Annotated in this window: 18 protein-coding genes; 2 read left to right on the top strand and 16 right to left on the bottom strand. The window is 38.5% G+C overall.

The window, feature by feature from the left end:
* Window positions 1–39: 39 nt before the first annotated feature.
* From BHECKSOX2_RS03350 to BHECKSOX2_RS03380, 7 genes are all read right to left on the bottom strand, one after another.
* Complete coding sequence (locus tag BHECKSOX2_RS03350; RefSeq protein ID WP_139682447.1) at window positions 40–918, bottom strand: tetratricopeptide repeat protein; 879 nt, start codon at window positions 916–918, stop codon at window positions 40–42.
* Window positions 915–1,169 (bottom strand): hypothetical protein, encoded by a 255-nt coding sequence (locus BHECKSOX2_RS03355; protein ID WP_090716419.1) that lies wholly within the window; start codon window positions 1,167–1,169, stop codon window positions 915–917. Before BHECKSOX2_RS03355 ends, BHECKSOX2_RS03350 begins: the two co-directional genes overlap by 4 nt.
* Window positions 1,170–3,530, bottom strand: coding sequence for a nitric oxide reductase activation protein NorD (locus BHECKSOX2_RS03360; RefSeq protein ID WP_139682448.1), 2,361 nt, complete (start codon window positions 3,528–3,530; stop codon window positions 1,170–1,172). It lies immediately after the preceding gene.
* Window positions 3,531–3,561: 31 nt separating this feature from the next.
* The gene (locus BHECKSOX2_RS03365) at window positions 3,562–4,377 is read right to left on the bottom strand and encodes a CbbQ/NirQ/NorQ/GpvN family protein (protein WP_090716424.1); all 816 of its coding nucleotides are present in this window, start codon (window positions 4,375–4,377) and stop codon (window positions 3,562–3,564) included.
* Window positions 4,378–4,403: 26 nt separating this feature from the next.
* Window positions 4,404–4,721: a hypothetical protein gene (locus BHECKSOX2_RS03370; RefSeq protein ID WP_090716441.1), complete on the bottom strand. Its 318-nt coding sequence runs from the start codon at window positions 4,719–4,721 to the stop codon at window positions 4,404–4,406.
* A 111-nt stretch (window positions 4,722–4,832) separates the two neighbouring features.
* On the bottom strand, window positions 4,833–5,180 hold the full coding sequence (locus tag BHECKSOX2_RS03375; protein WP_090716429.1) for a ribulose bisphosphate carboxylase small subunit: 348 nt from the start codon (window positions 5,178–5,180) through the stop codon (window positions 4,833–4,835).
* 14 nt (window positions 5,181–5,194) lie between these two features.
* Complete coding sequence (locus BHECKSOX2_RS03380; RefSeq protein ID WP_090716431.1) at window positions 5,195–6,613, bottom strand: form I ribulose bisphosphate carboxylase large subunit; 1,419 nt, start codon at window positions 6,611–6,613, stop codon at window positions 5,195–5,197.
* A 95-nt stretch (window positions 6,614–6,708) separates the two neighbouring features.
* Between BHECKSOX2_RS03380 and BHECKSOX2_RS03385 the strand changes: the two genes are divergently transcribed.
* Window positions 6,709–7,602 carry a LysR family transcriptional regulator gene (locus BHECKSOX2_RS03385; protein ID WP_139682449.1) on the top strand — a complete coding sequence of 298 codons (894 nt, stop codon included), beginning with the start codon at window positions 6,709–6,711 and terminating at the stop codon, window positions 7,600–7,602.
* Here BHECKSOX2_RS03385 and purU read toward each other — a convergent pair.
* The 8 genes from purU to BHECKSOX2_RS03425 form a co-directional block, all read right to left on the bottom strand.
* Window positions 7,595–8,443, bottom strand: a complete 849-nt coding sequence (gene purU / locus BHECKSOX2_RS03390) for a formyltetrahydrofolate deformylase (protein ID WP_139682450.1) — start codon at window positions 8,441–8,443, stop codon at window positions 7,595–7,597. The genes BHECKSOX2_RS03385 and purU overlap by 8 nt on opposite strands.
* Window positions 8,444–8,453: 10 nt before the next feature.
* On the bottom strand, window positions 8,454–9,671 hold the full coding sequence (argJ, locus tag BHECKSOX2_RS03395; protein WP_139682451.1) for a bifunctional glutamate N-acetyltransferase/amino-acid acetyltransferase ArgJ: 1,218 nt from the start codon (window positions 9,669–9,671) through the stop codon (window positions 8,454–8,456).
* Between the two features lie 72 nt (window positions 9,672–9,743).
* Window positions 9,744–11,933 carry a ferrous iron transport protein B gene (gene feoB / locus BHECKSOX2_RS03400; protein ID WP_139682452.1) on the bottom strand — a complete coding sequence of 730 codons (2,190 nt, stop codon included), beginning with the start codon at window positions 11,931–11,933 and terminating at the stop codon, window positions 9,744–9,746.
* Window positions 11,930–12,151, bottom strand: coding sequence for a FeoA family protein (locus BHECKSOX2_RS03405; protein ID WP_090717093.1), 222 nt, complete (start codon window positions 12,149–12,151; stop codon window positions 11,930–11,932). The genes feoB and BHECKSOX2_RS03405 overlap by 4 nt, the downstream gene beginning before the upstream one ends.
* A gap of 2 nt (window positions 12,152–12,153) precedes the next feature.
* The gene (locus tag BHECKSOX2_RS03410; protein WP_139682453.1) at window positions 12,154–13,740 is read right to left on the bottom strand and encodes an ABC transporter permease; all 1,587 of its coding nucleotides are present in this window, start codon (window positions 13,738–13,740) and stop codon (window positions 12,154–12,156) included.
* 71 nt (window positions 13,741–13,811) lie between these two features.
* On the bottom strand, window positions 13,812–14,828 hold the full coding sequence (locus tag BHECKSOX2_RS03415) for an extracellular solute-binding protein (RefSeq protein ID WP_139682454.1): 1,017 nt from the start codon (window positions 14,826–14,828) through the stop codon (window positions 13,812–13,814).
* Window positions 14,829–14,870: 42 nt separating this feature from the next.
* Window positions 14,871–15,521 (bottom strand): ABC transporter ATP-binding protein, encoded by a 651-nt coding sequence (locus tag BHECKSOX2_RS03420; protein WP_139682455.1) that lies wholly within the window; start codon window positions 15,519–15,521, stop codon window positions 14,871–14,873.
* Between the two features lie 129 nt (window positions 15,522–15,650).
* Complete coding sequence (locus BHECKSOX2_RS03425; protein ID WP_245391294.1) at window positions 15,651–16,304, bottom strand: multicopper oxidase domain-containing protein; 654 nt, start codon at window positions 16,302–16,304, stop codon at window positions 15,651–15,653.
* A gap of 73 nt (window positions 16,305–16,377) precedes the next feature.
* Here BHECKSOX2_RS03425 and BHECKSOX2_RS03430 point away from each other — a divergent pair, with 73 nt between their 5' ends.
* Window positions 16,378–17,592 carry an IS3 family transposase gene (locus BHECKSOX2_RS03430; RefSeq protein ID WP_139682457.1) on the top strand — a complete coding sequence of 405 codons (1,215 nt, stop codon included), beginning with the start codon at window positions 16,378–16,380 and terminating at the stop codon, window positions 17,590–17,592.
* Window positions 17,593–17,920: 328 nt separating this feature from the next.
* Here the strand turns inward: BHECKSOX2_RS03430 and BHECKSOX2_RS03440 are convergent.
* A partial coding sequence (locus BHECKSOX2_RS03440; RefSeq protein WP_139682054.1) for a transposase occupies window positions 17,921–18,370 on the bottom strand: 450 nt, incomplete at its 5' end.

The raw sequence follows: 18,370 nt of genomic DNA on the forward strand, positions 1-18,370 counted from the left end.
GAATGCAAACAAACTGCCAACCAATTCAACACTAAACATTTATTGAGAAATAAGATTAGCCAAGCGTCGTCGATATACCTTCGCTTGTTCTAGATTCGTGTTCTCCAACATATTACAAACCATGCCAATCATTTCTTTGGCAGCGCCATCTTTGAATTCAGCATCATTTTCTTGAATGAAAAACAAAGCTTCTATACCACGCTCAATATCGTGCTCGGAAAATAAACAAACTGCCAAATCAAAATATGCTTGATAGTCATTAGGTGACTTCAATATATGTGCTCGTAGCTGCGCTATGCCAACTGTATTTTGCGCTAAACGCTTGAAGTTAAGTTGACTGGCAATTGATACGCCAATGTCTAATTTCTGTGCAACTTCTGGCAACCTATCAAACAAACTTTGCGCTTGCTCTATCTCGCCAATATCTAAGAAAATTTGCGCCATATCCAAAGCCACCCGCACATTGCTTGGGTCAGATGAAATCGCTTGAGTCAACAGTATAATTGCTGCTTGAGTGTCGCCAGCTATGTGTTTTTCTCTTGCTTGCTCGCGTATATTATCAGATTCACGAAAAACGCCGTAATGCTTTAATAAAATGCGCAACTCTTCTGCTTGCAATTCACCCTCTTCGCGTTGCACTTCTTTGCCATCTTTAAACACTACAAGCGTTGGTACATTGGTAATGGAGAATTGTTGCTTAAGTTCATCTTGCTCATCAATGTCAATTTTGGCAAAAATAAACTTACCAAAAAACTCGCTTGCCAAATCTGAAATTGCATACTCAGTTTTAATACATGGCTCAGACCAAATACCCATAAATTCTATCAATACAGGTAAATGTGATGAGTTATGCATCACCAAATCTTCAAAGTTATTTTTACTGACTTCAAATATTAACGGTTTATTTTCAGTGCTCATCTTGGTTGGAATAATATAGATTTAATCGTTTGGTAGTTGGTGGCAATGTTGCGTAAATTCTCTTCTCCTTGCTCTTTATTTGCCAAGTTTTTTTTAATGTCTTTAATTTGCTCAACATATATTTTTTTCAATGTATCTAATGTTGCATTAACCTCATAAACGCTTGGATTGTCCTCGTCTTTCCAATCTTGCGGTAGCGTATGTGGATACTTAGGTTTAAACTCTAGAATATCTTTGTCAGTTTCAAACATTTATGCGGTCAGGCTTGCAAACAACAATGGCAACTGCTCAGGTAATTTCTCAACATTATCAACTATGGTGTAATTATTTTCACCAAAGATACGCTTAACATAGGTGTCTGCTTGAGGATCAAGCGTTAAACAATAAGTTAGAACACCTGTAGAATACAATTCTTCTACGGCTTTTTTAGTGTCAAAACGCAGATGTTGCGGATCACTTTCGTCAATATCGGCAGGTTCACCATCAGTGACCAATAAAATCAATTTTCGTTTTTGTTGTTGTTTATGCAAGTGTGTGCCGGCGTGCCTAAGGGCTGCGCCCATACGGGTAGACAAGCCACCTTTCATACCTGCTAAACGAGATTTAGCATCATCATCAAAGTGCTGATTAAAGTCTTTTAAGCGGAAGTATTGCACATCATGACGACCATCAGAAGCGAAGCCGTGTAGTGCAAATGGGTCGCCAATACCTTCAATCGCAGTCGACACCAAAGTTGCCGCTTCGCGGGTTAATTGTAAGACTGTTTTATCTGAACCCTCCATAACTTCATTGGTAGATTCTGACAAGTCTAGCAACACCACTACTGATAAATCACGGGTATTTAGCACATTGCGCATAGTGATTCTTGGATTGGGTTGCTCACCCATACGAATTGCAATCATGGCATCAATTGCTGCATTAATATCCACTTCATCGCCATCTTCCATACCGCGTTGTCGTTGAACGCCAGCAGGGGCTAATAAATCAATAATTTTACGGATGCGGTGTGCAATTGGCTTATATTCAGTCAAGATATTTTCAATATCTTCAGGGTTGCCTTTTGCTGGTCTACGCTCAAAAATGGTTACCCAATTAGGGCGATGTAGTTGGATTTGATAATCCCATTCTTGATAATGAAATGGATCAGAAACTGGCTCTTTACCCCAGGCATCGTTAAACGACTTGGCGTCATCAGATAAATCATCTTCATAGGTGCGCATAATATCTGTACAAGTCCAGATCACTTGCGCATCATCGCCTGCCAATTCACAATCAACTTCGTGTGCCATCATTAATGGACTCACTTCATAGCGCACTTGCTGCTGGCTCGCAGCCACATATTCCACACCCTTGCCCCAATTAATATCTTCATACTGCCATATAATACGATTATCATCACGATAATCAACACGATAACGCTCTAAAATTCTAAGACTGGGTACTTCTTTTCGACCTTCAAAAATATTATAAAGCTCAACACCCATTAGCCATGCAAAATGATTATCGTCCTGATTGGCTTCAATTTTTTCATGAAATTTAGCTGCAAATTTATTGAGTTGTTTGTCATTACCTCTTTCACCCTCATCTAATAATTGCAATGCGAATCCCTCAAGAATGCTCATGGTTTTATGCTCGGCAGGCTCTTCATGTTCAAGCATTATCAATGAGCGCCATAATTTCTTCAAACCAGGAAATTCATTAACAGCTTTATATTCAACACGCGCATCTTCTAAAAGACCAATAAAAAACATCTGTGCAGGGCTGAGCTGCTCGGCAGACATTGGCTGACTGGTATACATCATATGCGCAGCCATATGTGCCACGGTAGCACGATAAATTTCCAAACCTTCAATGCTTTGATCATCACTTAATTTAATATCATCAAGTGCATCTGGCACATAGAGAATTTTGTTTTCTATATAGGGTCTAAAATCCGTATATTCTGCGCCTGTAGGACGAATAAAGAAATCACGCCCCCATAAGGCACGCAAATAAAAATTTAACTTACGCTGTACTTTAATAAATAAAACACCTCGGCGTTCTCTCTCGAGCATAGCACGAGAATCAGCTGACTCAAGTGAGAAATAAGAAGTAAGATTATTATAATCTCTACGATAAGCCTTAGCACCAAAATTAGCCCAACGGCGTAACCCACTCAAGGTTAACTTTGATAATAATTCGTCAATATGCATCAACATCGGACGCAAACCACGAGCCGCTGTTGATGCTAACTGATGGATTAAGGTTAAATAACCACGCACTAATTGCGCATCACCAAGATGGCGGGCAACATTCGGCAAGGTAGACAATAGCAATATAATAACTTCACCAGAAGTCATTGATGAGGCTTTCATCGCTGCCGTAACACAATCAGGAATAATATCCTCACCACACTCTTTAGCCATCTGTGGCATCACTTCAAGATAAGTCATCACCAAGTCATTACCGCGACCTAAACCACACAGCGCTTTAGCACCATCCAGATAGTCTTTAAGTCCAGCAGGAGAAATAACACGTGCAGCATCCTGAAATGTTGCCTCTAAAACTTCCTTAACTTCAGGCGCGATTTCTACTAAGAAATCAGCGTAGTCTTCTAATAGTATTTTTGACATAATCTGTACCGAACTGGCAAGATGACACTAATCAACCTAGGAAAGTTTGAACTGCTGCATGAAGCGTATCACGCATGTCTGGATCATCGGTGAGTGGCGTAATCATCGTCATAGAGCACGCCGCTTCAGCGTCAACGCCTTTGGCAATTAACTGACCAGCGTAGACCAATAAGCGTGTTGAAATACCCTCGTCTAAGCCATGCCCCTTAAGGTTTCTAGCGCGGTGTGCGATTTGCACTAATTTCTCAGCCATGATTTCATCAACACCTGATTCTTTGGTGACAATAGCCACTTCTAATGCAGTTTCCGGATAATCAAAATCCAAGCCACCAAATCGTTGTTTGGTAGACTGTTTAAGGTCTTTCATTAATGACTGATAACCAGGATTGTAAGAAATAACCAATTGGAAATCAGGGTGCGCCTTAACCAATTCACCCTTCTTATCAAGTGGTAATTCGCGACGATGATCGGTTAATGGATGAATAACAACTGTGGTATCTTGGCGCGCCTCAACAATCTCATCTAAATAACAAATCGCACCAATACGCGCAGCTGTTGTTAAAGGTCCATCTTGCCATTTTGTACCATCTTTATCCAATAGGAAGCGGCCCACTAAATCAGATGCGGTCATATCTTCATTACAGGCAACACTAATTAAAGGTCTGCCTAATTTCCAAGCCATATATTCAACAAAGCGTGATTTTCCACAACCTGTCGGGCCTTTGATCATCATCGGCATACGCACATCGTAAGCCGATTGATACAGCTCTACTTCATTATCAACAGCTTCATAATACGGCTCATCTTTAATAATGTATTGTTTTGGATCTATTTTTATATCAGACATAACACTTCTCCACTATTTATTAATTTTTATTCATCTTCATCATCAGTTTCATGCTCACCCGACCAACCTGCTTTTTTAGCATTTTGGATGGCAACATCATGAATACGCTGATGCCGTTCGCGCAATTCTGGCGGCAGGTAACTCACCATGCAACCATACTTATCCCACTCAGCATTAACCTCTTGCAACAAGGCATCAATGCCGGCTAAATTCCAACCTTCACAAGTCTGCGTTTCCTTAATCAATCCAAATACCCACGCATCTCTAATAACCTTACCAATGGTGGTCATGCCGCCATTAATTTCATTATTGATGCCTACATATATTTTAGGTTTATTTGCCATAATTTTACTATCTTTAAAAGGTTTTTTGTCTTTAAAAGTCTGGAAGCAAACTTTTAAAGACAAAAAACCCCAACAACAAGGTTAGGGTTTTTTGTTAGAACTCAGTGAGTATTAAACCGTTTGACCACGGTAAATAACCATTGAAGTTCCTGCACATTGAGCAAAGTTGTCTAAACCTAGCAAACGAACATGGTTGTCCGGATGTGCAGTATGACAATTTTCAATTTCTTGAAGGATTGCATCAACATCTGTTTCACCAAACATTGGCAACTTCCACATGTACCAATATGAACCAGCAGCATGCTGTGGCTCAGTATGTTCTACACTTGGGTTCCAACCTTTGTCAACAATATATTGAATCTGCACACGCATCTGGTCCGCAGTTAAGGTAGGTAGGTATGAGAAAGTCTCGAATTTACGACTTTCAGCGTTACCTAAACTTGATTGATAATCTTGCATATTATTTCTCCTATTTATTTATGAGCCGCGTCAATCTTATCAACGGTATCAAATTCAAACTTGATCTCTTTCCAAGTTTCCATTGCGATTGCCAATTCAGGACTGTGCTTAGCTGCTGAAGTAAGAATATCTTTACCTTCTTTCTCTAATTCACGACCAGAGTTACGAGCTTCAACACAAGCCTCAACCGCAACACGGTTAGCTGCTGCGCCTGCTGCGTTACCCCATGGGTGACCTAGCGTACCACCACCAAACTGTAAACAAGAATCGTCACCGAAAATGTTTACTAGTGCTGGCATGTGCCATACATGAATACCGCCAGAAGCAACAGGGATTACACCCGGCATAGAGCCCCAGTCTTGATCAAAGAAAATACCGCGTGAGCGATCTTCCTTAATAAATGAATCACGCATAATGTCAATCCAACCTAGCGTTGCTTCACGATCGCCTTCAAGCTTACCTACAACGGTACCTGAATGCAAGTGATCACCACCAGATAAACGCAAAATCTTAGCAAGGACACGGAAGTGAATACCGTGGTGCGGATTACGGTCTAATACTGCGTGCATTGCACGGTGAATGTGTAATAACATACCGTTATCTTGACACCATTGTGCTAATTGCGTATTGGCACTCCAACCACCAGTAATGTAGTCATGCATAATGATCGGGGAACCGATTTCTTTAGCGTATTCAGCACGCTTCATCATTTCATCAGATGTTGGCGCTGTAACATTTAAATAGTGACCTTTACGCTCACCCGTTTCTGCTTCAGCTTTCTCAATTGCTTCTTGTACAAAGTCAAAACGAGCTCTCCAACGCATAAATGGCTGCGAGTTAATATTTTCATCGTCTTTGGTGAAATCTAAACCACCACGAAGACCCTCATAACAAGCACGACCGTAGTTCTTAGCTGATAAACCTAACTTAGGCTTAATAGTACAACCCAATAAAGGACGACCATATTTGTTAAGAATATCACGCTCCATCTGAATACCTTGTGGCGGACCATTACAAGTCATAACATAAGCGATTGGGAAACGAATATCTTCCAGTCTTAATGCACGCAATGCTTTAAAGCCAAATACATTGCCCACCAAAGAAGTCATTACATTAACGACTGAACCTTCTTCAAATAAATCAATCGGATAAGCAACGAATGCATAAAAACATGTATCGTCACCGGGTACATCTTCAATCGCATAGGCGCGACCTTTATAGTGATCCAAATCTGTCAACAAATCTGTCCATACTGTTGTCCAAGTACCTGTAGAAGATTCAGCTGCAACTGCTGCTGCAATTTCTTCTCTAGGAACGCCCTCTTGTGGTGTTACTTTAAAACACGCCAGAATATCCGTTTCTAACGGGGTATAATCCGGCATCCAATAAGTATCGCGGTAATCTTTTACACCCGCATCATAAACTTTAGCCATTTCTATGGTCTCCTTTCATTAAAAGAACACATATCATACAATAATAAATAAATAATGTAAAATAATATTTATTTATTAAATAATAAATTTTATTTATGATTAATTACACCCTTAAGCAACTCTATAGCTTTGAAGCGGTTGTGCGCTTAAAAAGTTTCACCAAAGCAAGTAAAGAACTTTATATTACCCAACCTGCAGTGTATATGCAAATACAGCAATTGACACAAAATATCGGTGCAGAATTACTCAGCACTAAAGGCAAAAAAGTTTCACCCACGCATATTGGTAAGAAATTCTACCAAACCTGTTTAACAGTGATTGCTAAGTTGGAACAATCAAAGGCAGATATCGAGCAAACCTTAAACCCTGACTCTGGGCATTTAGAGATTTCAGTTGCTACCACCACCAATTCTTTTGTTTCACGCGTATTGGCACAATTTAAACAACAATACCCTGATATGACCTTCCACTTGGAAGTAACTAACCGTAAACTCTTGTTAGAAAAATTATCTAATCACAGTTCTGATTTGGTGATTATGGGTGAGCCTCCTGCAGATATGTCGCTGATTACACAGCCATTTATGGAAAACCCACTCATTGCCATTGCCCACCCTGATCACCCTTTGCTTAAAAACAAGAAGAATTCTATTAAGGCACTCAGTAAAGAAACTCTAATTACGCGTGAACAAGGCTCTGGAACGCGTATTACTATTGAACGAATTCTAGGTATGAAGTTTAACTCTGAAATCGAAATTAACTCAAATGAAGCAATCATTGAAGCAGTTCAAGCAGGGCTTGGCATTGGCTTTGTATCTAAACATACCGTTAAACTGGAACTTGAAAATGACATTATCAAACAACTGAATATTGATAAATTTCCAGTTATGCGTCATTGGCATACTGTACATAGTAACAAAACAGAACTTTCACCCATTGCTCAACGCTTTAAAGCGTTTATCATTGAAAGTGGGCAAAAGGTCTTTAGCTAAATACAATAGTTTTATTATTACAAATTAGCACACGATCTTCAAGATGGTACTGTAAACCTTTGGCAAGTGTAACTTTTTCAATGTCTTGTCCCATTTGTTGCATTTCTTCTGCACTATCGCTATGATTAACTCTGAGTACATCTTGCTCAATAATCGGACCTTCATCTAACTCACTGGTGACATAATGACAGGTTGCCCCAATAAGTTTAACGCCCCGTTGTGCTGCACGCTCATAAGGGTTAGCGCCAACAAACGATGGCAAAAAAGAATGGTGAATATTAATAATCTTACCACTGTATTTGTCACACATTGACTTTGGAATAATTTGCATATAGCGCGCAAGCACAATCACATCAGGTTGGAAGGCGTCAACCGTATCCATCATCTTTGCCATGTCAGATACTTTAGTGTCTTTATTGATGTCAACTTTTTTAAAGTCTACATCATACCAACTGGCAAGTTTTTTCAATTTATCGTGGTTAGACAGAACACCAATAATCTGAGCTTCCATTTCTGACTCATGCCCACGGTGCAATAAATCTGCCACACAATGCGACGACTTTGAGCCCATAATCAACACACGCTTAAGTTTTCTGACATCATTCATCTGCCAATTCATTTGGTACTTTTGAGCCAATTGTGCAAATTCTTGCTGAAATTCATCAAATGAACAAGTGAGATTTGATTCAATCTCAATACGCATAAAAAAATGCTTATTTTGTTCATCAAGATGATGATGGGCTTCTTTAATATTACCATCTCGTTTGAAAATAAATTGACTCACTTTGGCCACTAAACCGTGTGCATCAGGGCAAGAAATTAATAGTCGATAAGTATTCATATAAATGACATTAAGTGCGGTATTCTGCATTAATTTTTATATAATCATAAGATAAGTCTGTTGTCCATACACTCTCAGATGTTTTATCCTTACCGATTTCAATAGTAACAACAATATTGTCCTTTGCCATCTCAGCACTGCCTGCTGCTTCGGTGTAATGTTCATCCAATTCACCACGGCTAACAATACAAACCCCGCCGAGATAAATATTAACCTCATCAGCTTTTAAATGTGCAATATTTGAGCGCCCCACTGCTGCCAAAATTCGACCCCAATTGGCATCAGAGGCAAACAGGGCTGTTTTAACCAATAGTGAATGCGCCACCGTGTAAGCCACCTCTAAACAGTCTTCATCACTCACGCCACCTTTAACGCAAATTTCAACAAACTTAGTCGCCCCCTCACCATCTTTGATAATTTTATGTGCTAAAGTCTGCGTTACTTCATTGAGTGCTTGTTGAAATTCGTCCGTGCAATCACTCAGCTCAACTTTTGATGCACCCGTCGCACTGAGTGAGCAAGCATCATTGGTTGAGGTATCGCCATCAACGGTAATACGATTAAATGATTGATTAGTCGCTGTTGTTAGGCAGCTTTGTAACTCAGATTGACTGGCTTTAACATCGGTAAAAATAAAACTTAGCATGGTTGCCATGTTTGGACGAATCATACCTGAACCCTTAGCAATACCGCTAATCGCTACCGTTTTTCCATTAACTGTAAATTGTTTTGAAGCGGTTTTTTCAACCAAGTCAGTGGTGAGGATTGCTTGTGCCACTTGAGATAAATTATCATTTGCCAATCTCGTTGAAAGTTTGGCAATGTTATCTTTAAAACACTGCATTGGTAGTGGCTGCCCAATAACACCAGTAGAAAATGGCAACACTTGTTCAGTGTCAATATTTAATGATTGCGCTACCATTTCACACACTTGATAAGCATTATTAAGCCCTTTATTGCCACTGGCAACACCTGTACCTGCATTGGCGTTGCCACTATTAATGACCAAAGCACGCACATTATTATTAAGATGGTTTTTTGCCACCACCACAGGCGCAGCGCAAAAAACATTTTGGGTAAATACTGCTGCTGTTTTGGTTTCAGGCGCAAAAGAGACGATAGATAAATCTAACTCTTCAATATTTGCATTTAAATTTTGTGCGCGCTTAATGCCAGCATTAATAGCTGCACAGCTTACACCTTTAATATTTAATAATGAATTTTTCATTATAAACCCCTAATTATAAATCCCCAGTAATCAAGGATATTTTACTTATTTAAGGCGTTTGTAAAAAAATTATTATTTACAATGTCGACAAGTGGATTCGGTAATGATTGGAATAACATTGCTACTGGCTTTTCTGCCTGTATACATCAACATCATTACTGAGGCTGTCAAAATACCGAATGACACACCAATCCATAGCAATGAATAGAGAGGGTGCTGAGTAAAAGTGCCAACTTGATAGAAAACAGTTGCTGAAAAATATGCCAAACCTGTCGCCCACAAGGCGCCAATCAATGCCCAAATTTTCCCAATTTCACGCATCATAGCACCAAATGCAGCAACACAGGGGAAATACAACAAAATGAAAAGTAAATAAGCAAATGCACCAATCTTGCCATCAAAACGAGATACCATTGCACCAAATGTCTCTGTAGATACTTCTTGCGAGCGTGCGGCTGATATTTGTGAATGCGTATCATCCAGTACACCCAATCCTAATGGGTCTGATAAATTTTGTAGTGCATCATCAAAATTAGCAGGAATAGTTGCCAATGCCTGCAATAACCCATCTTTTAAACTATATTCATATACTTTTCTCTCATCGGATCCCTCCTCTGCATCAATACTAGAATACAATGAATCCAATGTGCCAACAACCACTTCTTTAGCAAGAATACCTGTGATAATACCCACTGTTGCTGGCCAGTTATCATCTTCAATACCCATGGGTCTAAATACAGGTGTTATTGTTTGTGCTGCTTTACTTAACAATGAATTTTTAGAATCTTGATTGCCAAAACTACCATCAACGCCAATACTATTCACCACATTAATAATCATCACTACCAGTACAATAATCTTACCTGCGCCTAGCACAAAAGCCTTCAACTTGTTCCAAGTATTAATGATTAGGTTTCTAAAAGAGGGTAATTGATAATTCGGTAATTCCATCAAGAAATCACTAGTATTGTCGCTTTTAAATGCGCGTTTTAAGATTAAGCCTGTCAAAATCGCAAATAAGACGCCTATCACATACAAAGCAAATACAATATTTTGACCGCCGACTGGGAAAAATGCAGCTGCAAATAAAGCGTACACAGCAAGTCTAGCACCACATGACATAAAAGGTGCCATCAACACAGTGGTGATACGCTCTCTATGTGTATCAAGCGTTCGTGCCGCCATAATACCGGGCACATTACAACCAAAGCCAACGATAAGCGGAATAAATGCTTTACCTGATAAACCAATTCTTCGCATAAACTTGTCCATCACAAAAGCAGCTCTTGTCATATAACCCACTTCCTCTAGTAGCGTTAAAAATAGGTAAAGTGCTGCAATAATTGGAATAAAAGTTGCCACTACTTGAATACCGCCACCAACACCATTGGCAATAATAACTACCAAAAACTCAGACACCCCAATACTCTTTAATAAATTAGCCATACCATCAACAAAGATAACACCCACAGCAATATCGAAAAAGTCAATTAAGGCACCGCCAAAATTAATACTTACCAAGAACAATAAATACATAATCACTAGGAATATCGGCACGCCAGTAAAGCTTCCTAATATTAACTTATCAACCTTATCTGAAATGGTTTTTTTGAAATTAGTGCTATGCTGAATGACTTGATTGGCAATCTTATTGGCATAATTAAATTGACTTTCTGCTTCTAACAATTCAACTTGAGCTTTGTTACCAGCACCTTGTGCTACTTCAATCTCATCATTTGGATAATCAACCACTAATTTTATGACAGGATTAAAATCTTGTATCGCCTGAGATAATTCTGAAAAATCAAGTGTTTCTTTGAGTGAAATTGGGATAACTTCACAACCCATAGATTGCTTTAATGCATCAATATCAATTTTCATATTGCGCTTATGCACAATATCCATCATATTAAGAAATACAATAACATTAACCCCTAGCTCTCTGAGTTGCGTTGTTAAATACAGCCCACGCTCTAAGGTTGAACCATCAACAATATTAAAATATAAATATTCAGAATTATTGAGCACAAAATCTCTAGCAATTTGCTCATCAAGCGACGACTCTTTATCCTTAATTGAATAAACACCTGGTAAATCAACAATTTTATAAGATTTATTTGCTAGACTAAATTCACCTTCTTTACGATCAATAGTAACACCTGGCCAATTGCCAGTGCGTTGTTTTGCACCTGTTAATAAATTAAAAAATGTTGTTTTCCCAGAATTTGGATTACCAATTAATGCAATTTTTTCGAATGTCATAATATTGTTACCTTGATTAAATGTGCTATGGTTCTTCCTACGCTGACTCGTGCATTACCAAAAGCCAAAACCATATCGCCACCACGATTTCTTAACACAGATACGCTTAATCCAGACTTTATACCCAAACCTAAAAGCTTAATTTTCTTTGGATGTGGCAACTCAATACTGTTTATTTCACATAGGCATCCGGTTTTTTGATTTGATAATAGTTCCATATTTATATCTTGCCCTTGTTTGTTTTTTTACGATGCGAAATCCAATAACCAAATGAAGTTTTTTTATCTAATACTTGAAAGATTAACATTAATATCGAGCCAAACAATACCATTATTAATGCTGGTACACTGGCACGCTCAAACAGCCCTTCACTACTTAATTCATAGACTTGAATGGCAAGTGTGTCCCAGCCAAATGGGCGCAATAGATAAGTTGCTGGTAACTCTTTCATAACATCCACTGCTACCAATAGTCCACCTGCCAAAATACCGGGGATCATCATGGGTAAATACACTTGCCAAATAAGGCGTAAGCGTGATACACCCAGCAAGCGTGCACTTTGTATAAATACAGGTTTTATTTGCTGAGTAGAGGCCTCAATTGAACTATAAGCAATCGCCATGAAGCGTGACACATAAGCAAATAACAGCAAAGCAATTGAGCCAAAAATAAGATAATTAATCGACTCGCCACCAAGATAGATATTAATCTGGGAAACTTGATTGACACCATAAAGTAACCCTACTGCCATTACTGAGCCTGGTAATGCATAACCCAAGGTTGCCAATCGAATCACACTCTTTAACCAAATACCACTTTGTTTGCAATGACTAGGAAGCGCTAATATTGTAGCGATAACAACAGTAATCAACGCAGCAGAAATAGTCAATATTGATGTTGAAGCAATCAAATCAAAATACTTTACACTCCACTCTTGGGCAACACTCTCCCAACCCCACACAACAAGCTGCAACATGGGTAATGCAAATGACAGCATAAACACACCCAATACAAATAAACTGATTAACCAGCCAACAGCACCACTGGCTTGGTAAGGTTTTTTGTTAGATACATCGACGGAGTAATATTTGGCTTCTCCGCGCGCTTTTTTTTCAAAATAAATTAAGAAAAATGCTAACAATACCAACAATGATGCTAATTGTGCTGCCACTTCAATCGAACGATAATCACCCCATGCAGAATAAATCGCAGTGGTAAAGGTATCATAATTAAATAACCCAACTACCCCAAAATCAGCCAAGGTTTCCATTAGTGTTACCAGTAAACCCGCAACAGCAGCTGGACGCGCCAAAGGTAAAGAAATTTTAAAAAATACTTTGATCGGACCTGCGCCAAGCAGCCTTCCTACTTCAATCATATTAATCTTTTGACGCTTAAATGATGCGCGTGCCATCATATAAACATAAGGATAAAACGCCAATATAAAGGTCAAAATAACTGCCCAAGAGCCTGAACGAATATCAAAACCTGATAAGCCTAACACTTCACGCATCCACACCTGTACATAACCCGAATAATCAAACACCCCTAAATATACGAAAGCCAAAACATAAGCAGGAATAGCGAAAGGCAGAAACAACGCCCACTCTAGCCACTTTCTACCTGGAAATTCAACCATCACCACTAGATATGCCAATACTGTGCCAAGCAAAGTTACACCAACACCAACGCCTATCAATAAAATAGCGGTAGAAGTGATCAAATTTGGTAGTAAATGTTGTGAAAAATGTGCCCACAACTCATGTTCAGGCAACAACCAAGACAGTAGCACCACAAAAATTGGCATCGCCACTAACAAGGCAAGAACACTAATCCAAATTTTAGATTTAAAGCAGTTTTTTCCCAAAGTACTTAAGATTATCTATAGCCTTTTATCTGCATTAACTTAACCGCTTCAGATTGTAAAATACCTGCTTGTGATAAATTCATTTTATCTTGCTTAAATGCACCCCACGCAGATACGACACTGTCCGATGCAACGCCTTGATTGGCTGGATATTCCTTGTTAAGCGAACCATAAATAATTTGCGCCTTAGCACCAGATAACCACTCTAATAATTTAATTGCTGACTTTGCATTTTTAGCATATTTAGTCACACCAGCACCTGATACATTAACATGCACACCTGTAGTGTTTTGATTAGCCCAGAATAATTTCAATGGTATATTAGGCTTTTTGTCCATTAAACGCCCGTAATAATAGGTATTGACCAAGCCAACATCGCACTGACCCGATAAAATTGCATTCATTACATGCGAATCTTTGGCGTTAGGCGTTGCTGCTAAATTATCCACCCAGCCAGTAATAATATTGCCTGTTTTTTCTTTGCCATGATGATAAATTAGCGATGCCACCAAAGACTTGGTATAGATTTTTTTACTGGTTCTTAAGCATAGGCGGCGGCCCCATTTTTTTAATGCTAAATCTGCATAAGTGGATAAATCCCTTGGATTGACTCGTTCAGTGTTATAAACAATCGTTCTAGCGCGCACTGATAACCCTGTCCACAATCCATCAGGGTCTCTTAAATGTGTGGGGATATTATTTTCCAATATTTTTGTTTTAACTTTTTGAAACAAACCCTGCGAGCCTGCATACCAAAGATTACCTGCATCCACTGTTACAAACATATCGGCTTTGGTGTTTTCACCTTCTAACTTTAAACGCTCAATCAGCGCACTACCTTTTCCTGTTAAATATTCAACCTTAATACCAGTATCTTTGGTAAATGCGTCAAATAACGGTTTAATTAAATGGGCTTTTCTAGAACTATACACCGTAACAGAATCACTCGCTGATTGCACAGCTGAAAAACTAGAAAATCCTAATACTGCAACCACAATAACACTTGAAACAACTTTTTTACTATTCATATTTACCCCTTGATATTTTTTATAATTGATAAAGTCCTGCTGTTAATTAATGACCAACTGTTTGTTTTGAATAACGCCCACTTTATCAGCAAAGCTATACGCTTCTGTTTCATCATGCGTTACTAAAATAGCGGTTGTGTTGGTTTTTTTAAAAATTTTTCTCACCTGTTTAGCCAAAACATCCCGATGACTTTTATCCAAACTCGAAAACGCCTCATCCAACAACAACAACTTAGGCTTAGGTGCCAAAGCTCGTGCCAAAGCAACCCGTTGTTGTTCGCCACCTGAAAGTTGATGCGGATACTTCCTTTCAGTACCAGTCAAACCAACCAAAGACAACAACACCTCAACACGCACTTGCTGCTCATGTTTAGATTGACGGCTAATGCCAAAAGCAATATTATTCTCAACGCTCATATGTGGAAATAACGCATAATCTTGGAACACCATCCCCACCCCTCGCGTCTCAGGCGGTTCTTGATGTTCTCCCTTATTTGAAAGTTGCTTACCATTCAGTATGACGCTACCATTGAGTGCGTTGTCAAGTCCAGCAATAAAACGCAACGCCGAACTTTTTCCACTACCGCTATCACCCAACATCGCAAAAATCTCACCATCTGCTAACTCAAGACTAAATTCTTGCAAGACTGTTTGCTTGTTATATTGAATAGATAAATCGTTGACTTTCAGCATTTATAAATAAAAATGATAATGATTATCATCTATTATATAAGAAAACGATGATATGTGCCAATTAATTTATGCTCTTTAGGGTTCTATTCGTAAACGCTTACCTATTAAAAAATTTATAGAAATACTGTGTTAGCTAACTTTGCAAAAAGATTGTAATGGGATTCTTTTGTGATTATCTATATCAGAAATTACCCTATCATAATCCTTTGGTTCTACCACTAAAAATTGCCCCATCATACCTTCATCTTCATGTTCTAAGATGTGGCAATGATACATATACGGGTATTGAGTATCAGCATAGTGGTCAAATTTAGCAATCACCCTAACCGTTTCTTCAGGTAGTAGCAACACTGTGTCTTTCCAACCCCGTTCATTTTCTGATGGAGGTGTAGCATCAGAACCATCACCTTGTTCACGGTCAAGTATTTGAAATTGGATATCGTGAATATGAAATGGGTGTGTGGTGTGTGCGCCGTTGGTAATGCGCCAAATCTCAGTATCTCCTTTTTTAACAACTTCGTTAATCACTGCCATGTCCATTTTTACACCATTAATTAAATGTAGCATTTTTTCGCCATGAAATTTACTACCATCTGTACCTATAAACATAGACATAAAATTGCGCCGATTAATCTTAAAACCGCTCATCACTGTTAAACCAAAGTTTCTGGTTTTAACCGCATCAGATTCTTTGATTCTATCAATCTTAGTTAAAAAACTTGGAATAGTGTTAATTGCATTTTCACTTGCTTCTTTAGAAACTTCAATAGTATAAAACCCCAACAATTTCAGACAACAATTTAAACTTTCTTATTTCGAACGAGTTAAACTAAACAAAAAAAATCGGAGTAAAAAAATGAGTAAAAAACGAACAAAATATACCTCAGCATTCAAGACTAAATTAGTACTTGAATTACTACAAAATGAAAGCGCCATAGTGCAGATTGCCAGCAAGCATAATATTTTGCCTCAGAATCTACAAAATTGGAAGAAGACTTTCCTTGCTAACGCAGAGATTGCCATGGAGCCATCCAAGGCAGTCAAAGAATACAAAGACGAACTTATCAAAGCACAGATGCGAAATGAGCGTTTAACTACACTAGTAGGCAAGGTAACCGTAGAGAAGGAGTGGTTAGCAAAAAAGCTAAAAAGCTTGGGCTCATCTAACCGCAAACAGTTAGTTGATCTCAAGCCTTCCCTATTGCACGCCTCATATTCTTTGTCAGTTAATCATCAATGTCAATTGTTAGGTGTTAACAGAAGTGGGATTTATTACAAGCCAAAAGTAAATAACACCAAACAATCTATCAAAAACCACATCACCAAGGTGTTTGAAAAAATACCCATCTATGGTGAGAAAAAAATCCATCAACAATTACTTGAAGACGGCTACAAGGTGAGTTTACACACCGTAGCACGCTATCGGCAAGAATTAGGTTTAAAGGCAGTATTAGCAGTTAAACAAGTTAATACAACTATACCAATCAAAGCACACAAGAAATACAGTTACAAGCTACGAGGGCTTAATATCAGTCATTCTAACCATGTATGGAGCACCGACATTACCTATGTCAAGATTGCAGGGGGTATGGTCTATATGGCAGCTATTATTGATTGGCATTCAAAAGCTGTTCTATCACACAGGATATCCAATACCATGGATTCTCAATTGGTAATGGGTGTACTTAATGACGCTTTAGAGAAACACCTACACCCACACCCACACCCACACCCACACCCACACCCAGAGATATTTAACACTGATCAAGGTAGTCAATATACCAGTGAGATACACACTAAACGATTAAAAGATTTAGGTATTACAATATCTATGGATGGTAAAGGTAGGGCTACAGATAATATCTGTATTGAGCGTTTCTGGAGGAGCGCAAAATGCGAAAGAATTTATTTAAATGAATATCAATCCATCAGTGATTTAATCACTGATATGGATGATTATATTGAGTTTTACAATCATCAAAGATTCCATGAAACATTGAAATATAAAAAACCAATGGATGTGTATCAAGAAAGTATAAAATTGAATCAGGAAAAGAAGAAGGTCTCTTAAGATGTTCTATATAAGAAATTTTAAAAAGTTGTCAGGGGTTTTGGGGTAATGTAAATTGCACCTAAAATCGCAATAAAAATAGGATAGGTAAACAAAGTCAATCTCTCCAACCCAGCAGAAATAGTTTCAAGACCTTTTAAATCCAATAAAGACGCCAAAAAATAACCGATAAAGCCCAGCCCAACAATACTAAATAGGGTTGTTTGAGCAAGTACCTTAGATTGGTCTTTTTTCCAAAAAATATAACTCAGTATGCCAAGGTAAATAGTCGCCCCTTAAAAACTCACTCCAAACAAACCAAAACCACCCATTTTTCCAACCATCCAAATCAACAAAACTGCTTTTTATCCAGCACCACAAAAAACCTTAGGTATTTTACAAAAAATAAGCCCAGTTTTTGCCAAAACAAAAAAATAGTGGCTATCACCAGCCATTTTCTCAAATTCCAAGCACAGGCAGCCATTAAAACATTAATCTCATCACCAACTTGCCCTTTGAGTAGGTTTCTAGAGAGTCTAAAATCTGATTTAAGATGTCCGATAATCGGCTCAATCGCTGCGCGTCTTTTACACAGTTTGCGCTTTTTGTCTTGTTGATAACGATTGTCTCGCTTAAGGGCTTTTTTAGGCAAAATGATGTTTGCACCGAGCACTACCTTTGCACCAACATAGCCTCGGTCGCATACCGCTTGTTTGATGGGTTTGTTTCTGTTGCTATTAGCATGGCTTATGGCAACATTTAAGGTTTTTGAGTCGTGAATATTTTTATCATGACTGGC

This window comes from thiotrophic endosymbiont of Bathymodiolus puteoserpentis (Logatchev) (genome assembly GCF_900127505.1).
Taxonomy (GTDB): Bacteria; Pseudomonadota; Gammaproteobacteria; order PS1; family Pseudothioglobaceae; genus Thiodubiliella.

Bases quoted from the DNA above. Each gene is read 5' to 3' on its own strand.
- BHECKSOX2_RS03415 (WP_139682454.1), bottom strand. From the start codon at position 14,828: ATGAATAGTAAAAAAGTTGTTTCAAGTGTTATTGTGGTTGCAGTATTA.
- BHECKSOX2_RS03360 (WP_139682448.1), bottom strand. From the start codon at position 3,530: ATGTCAAAAATACTATTAGAAGACTACGCTGATTTCTTAGTAGAAATC.
- BHECKSOX2_RS03420 (WP_139682455.1), bottom strand. From the start codon at position 15,521: ATGCTGAAAGTCAACGATTTATCTATTCAATATAACAAGCAAACAGTC.
- BHECKSOX2_RS03405 (WP_090717093.1), bottom strand. From the start codon at position 12,151: ATGGAACTATTATCAAATCAAAAAACCGGATGCCTATGTGAAATAAAC.
- BHECKSOX2_RS03385 (WP_139682449.1), top strand. From the start codon at position 6,709: ATGATTAATTACACCCTTAAGCAACTCTATAGCTTTGAAGCGGTTGTG.
- BHECKSOX2_RS03365 (WP_090716424.1), bottom strand. From the start codon at position 4,377: ATGTCTGATATAAAAATAGATCCAAAACAATACATTATTAAAGATGAG.
- BHECKSOX2_RS03410 (WP_139682453.1), bottom strand. From the start codon at position 13,740: ATGCCAATTTTTGTGGTGCTACTGTCTTGGTTGTTGCCTGAACATGAG.
- BHECKSOX2_RS03380 (WP_090716431.1), bottom strand. From the start codon at position 6,613: ATGGCTAAAGTTTATGATGCGGGTGTAAAAGATTACCGCGATACTTAT.
- BHECKSOX2_RS03375 (WP_090716429.1), bottom strand. From the start codon at position 5,180: ATGCAAGATTATCAATCAAGTTTAGGTAACGCTGAAAGTCGTAAATTC.
- BHECKSOX2_RS03355 (WP_090716419.1), bottom strand. From the start codon at position 1,169: ATGTTTGAAACTGACAAAGATATTCTAGAGTTTAAACCTAAGTATCCA.
- BHECKSOX2_RS03430 (WP_139682457.1), top strand. From the start codon at position 16,378: ATGAGTAAAAAACGAACAAAATATACCTCAGCATTCAAGACTAAATTA.
- BHECKSOX2_RS03370 (WP_090716441.1), bottom strand. From the start codon at position 4,721: ATGGCAAATAAACCTAAAATATATGTAGGCATCAATAATGAAATTAAT.
- purU (WP_139682450.1), bottom strand. From the start codon at position 8,443: ATGAATACTTATCGACTATTAATTTCTTGCCCTGATGCACACGGTTTA.
- feoB (WP_139682452.1), bottom strand. From the start codon at position 11,933: ATGACATTCGAAAAAATTGCATTAATTGGTAATCCAAATTCTGGGAAA.
- argJ (WP_139682451.1), bottom strand. From the start codon at position 9,671: ATGAAAAATTCATTATTAAATATTAAAGGTGTAAGCTGTGCAGCTATT.
- BHECKSOX2_RS03350 (WP_139682447.1), bottom strand. From the start codon at position 918: ATGAGCACTGAAAATAAACCGTTAATATTTGAAGTCAGTAAAAATAAC.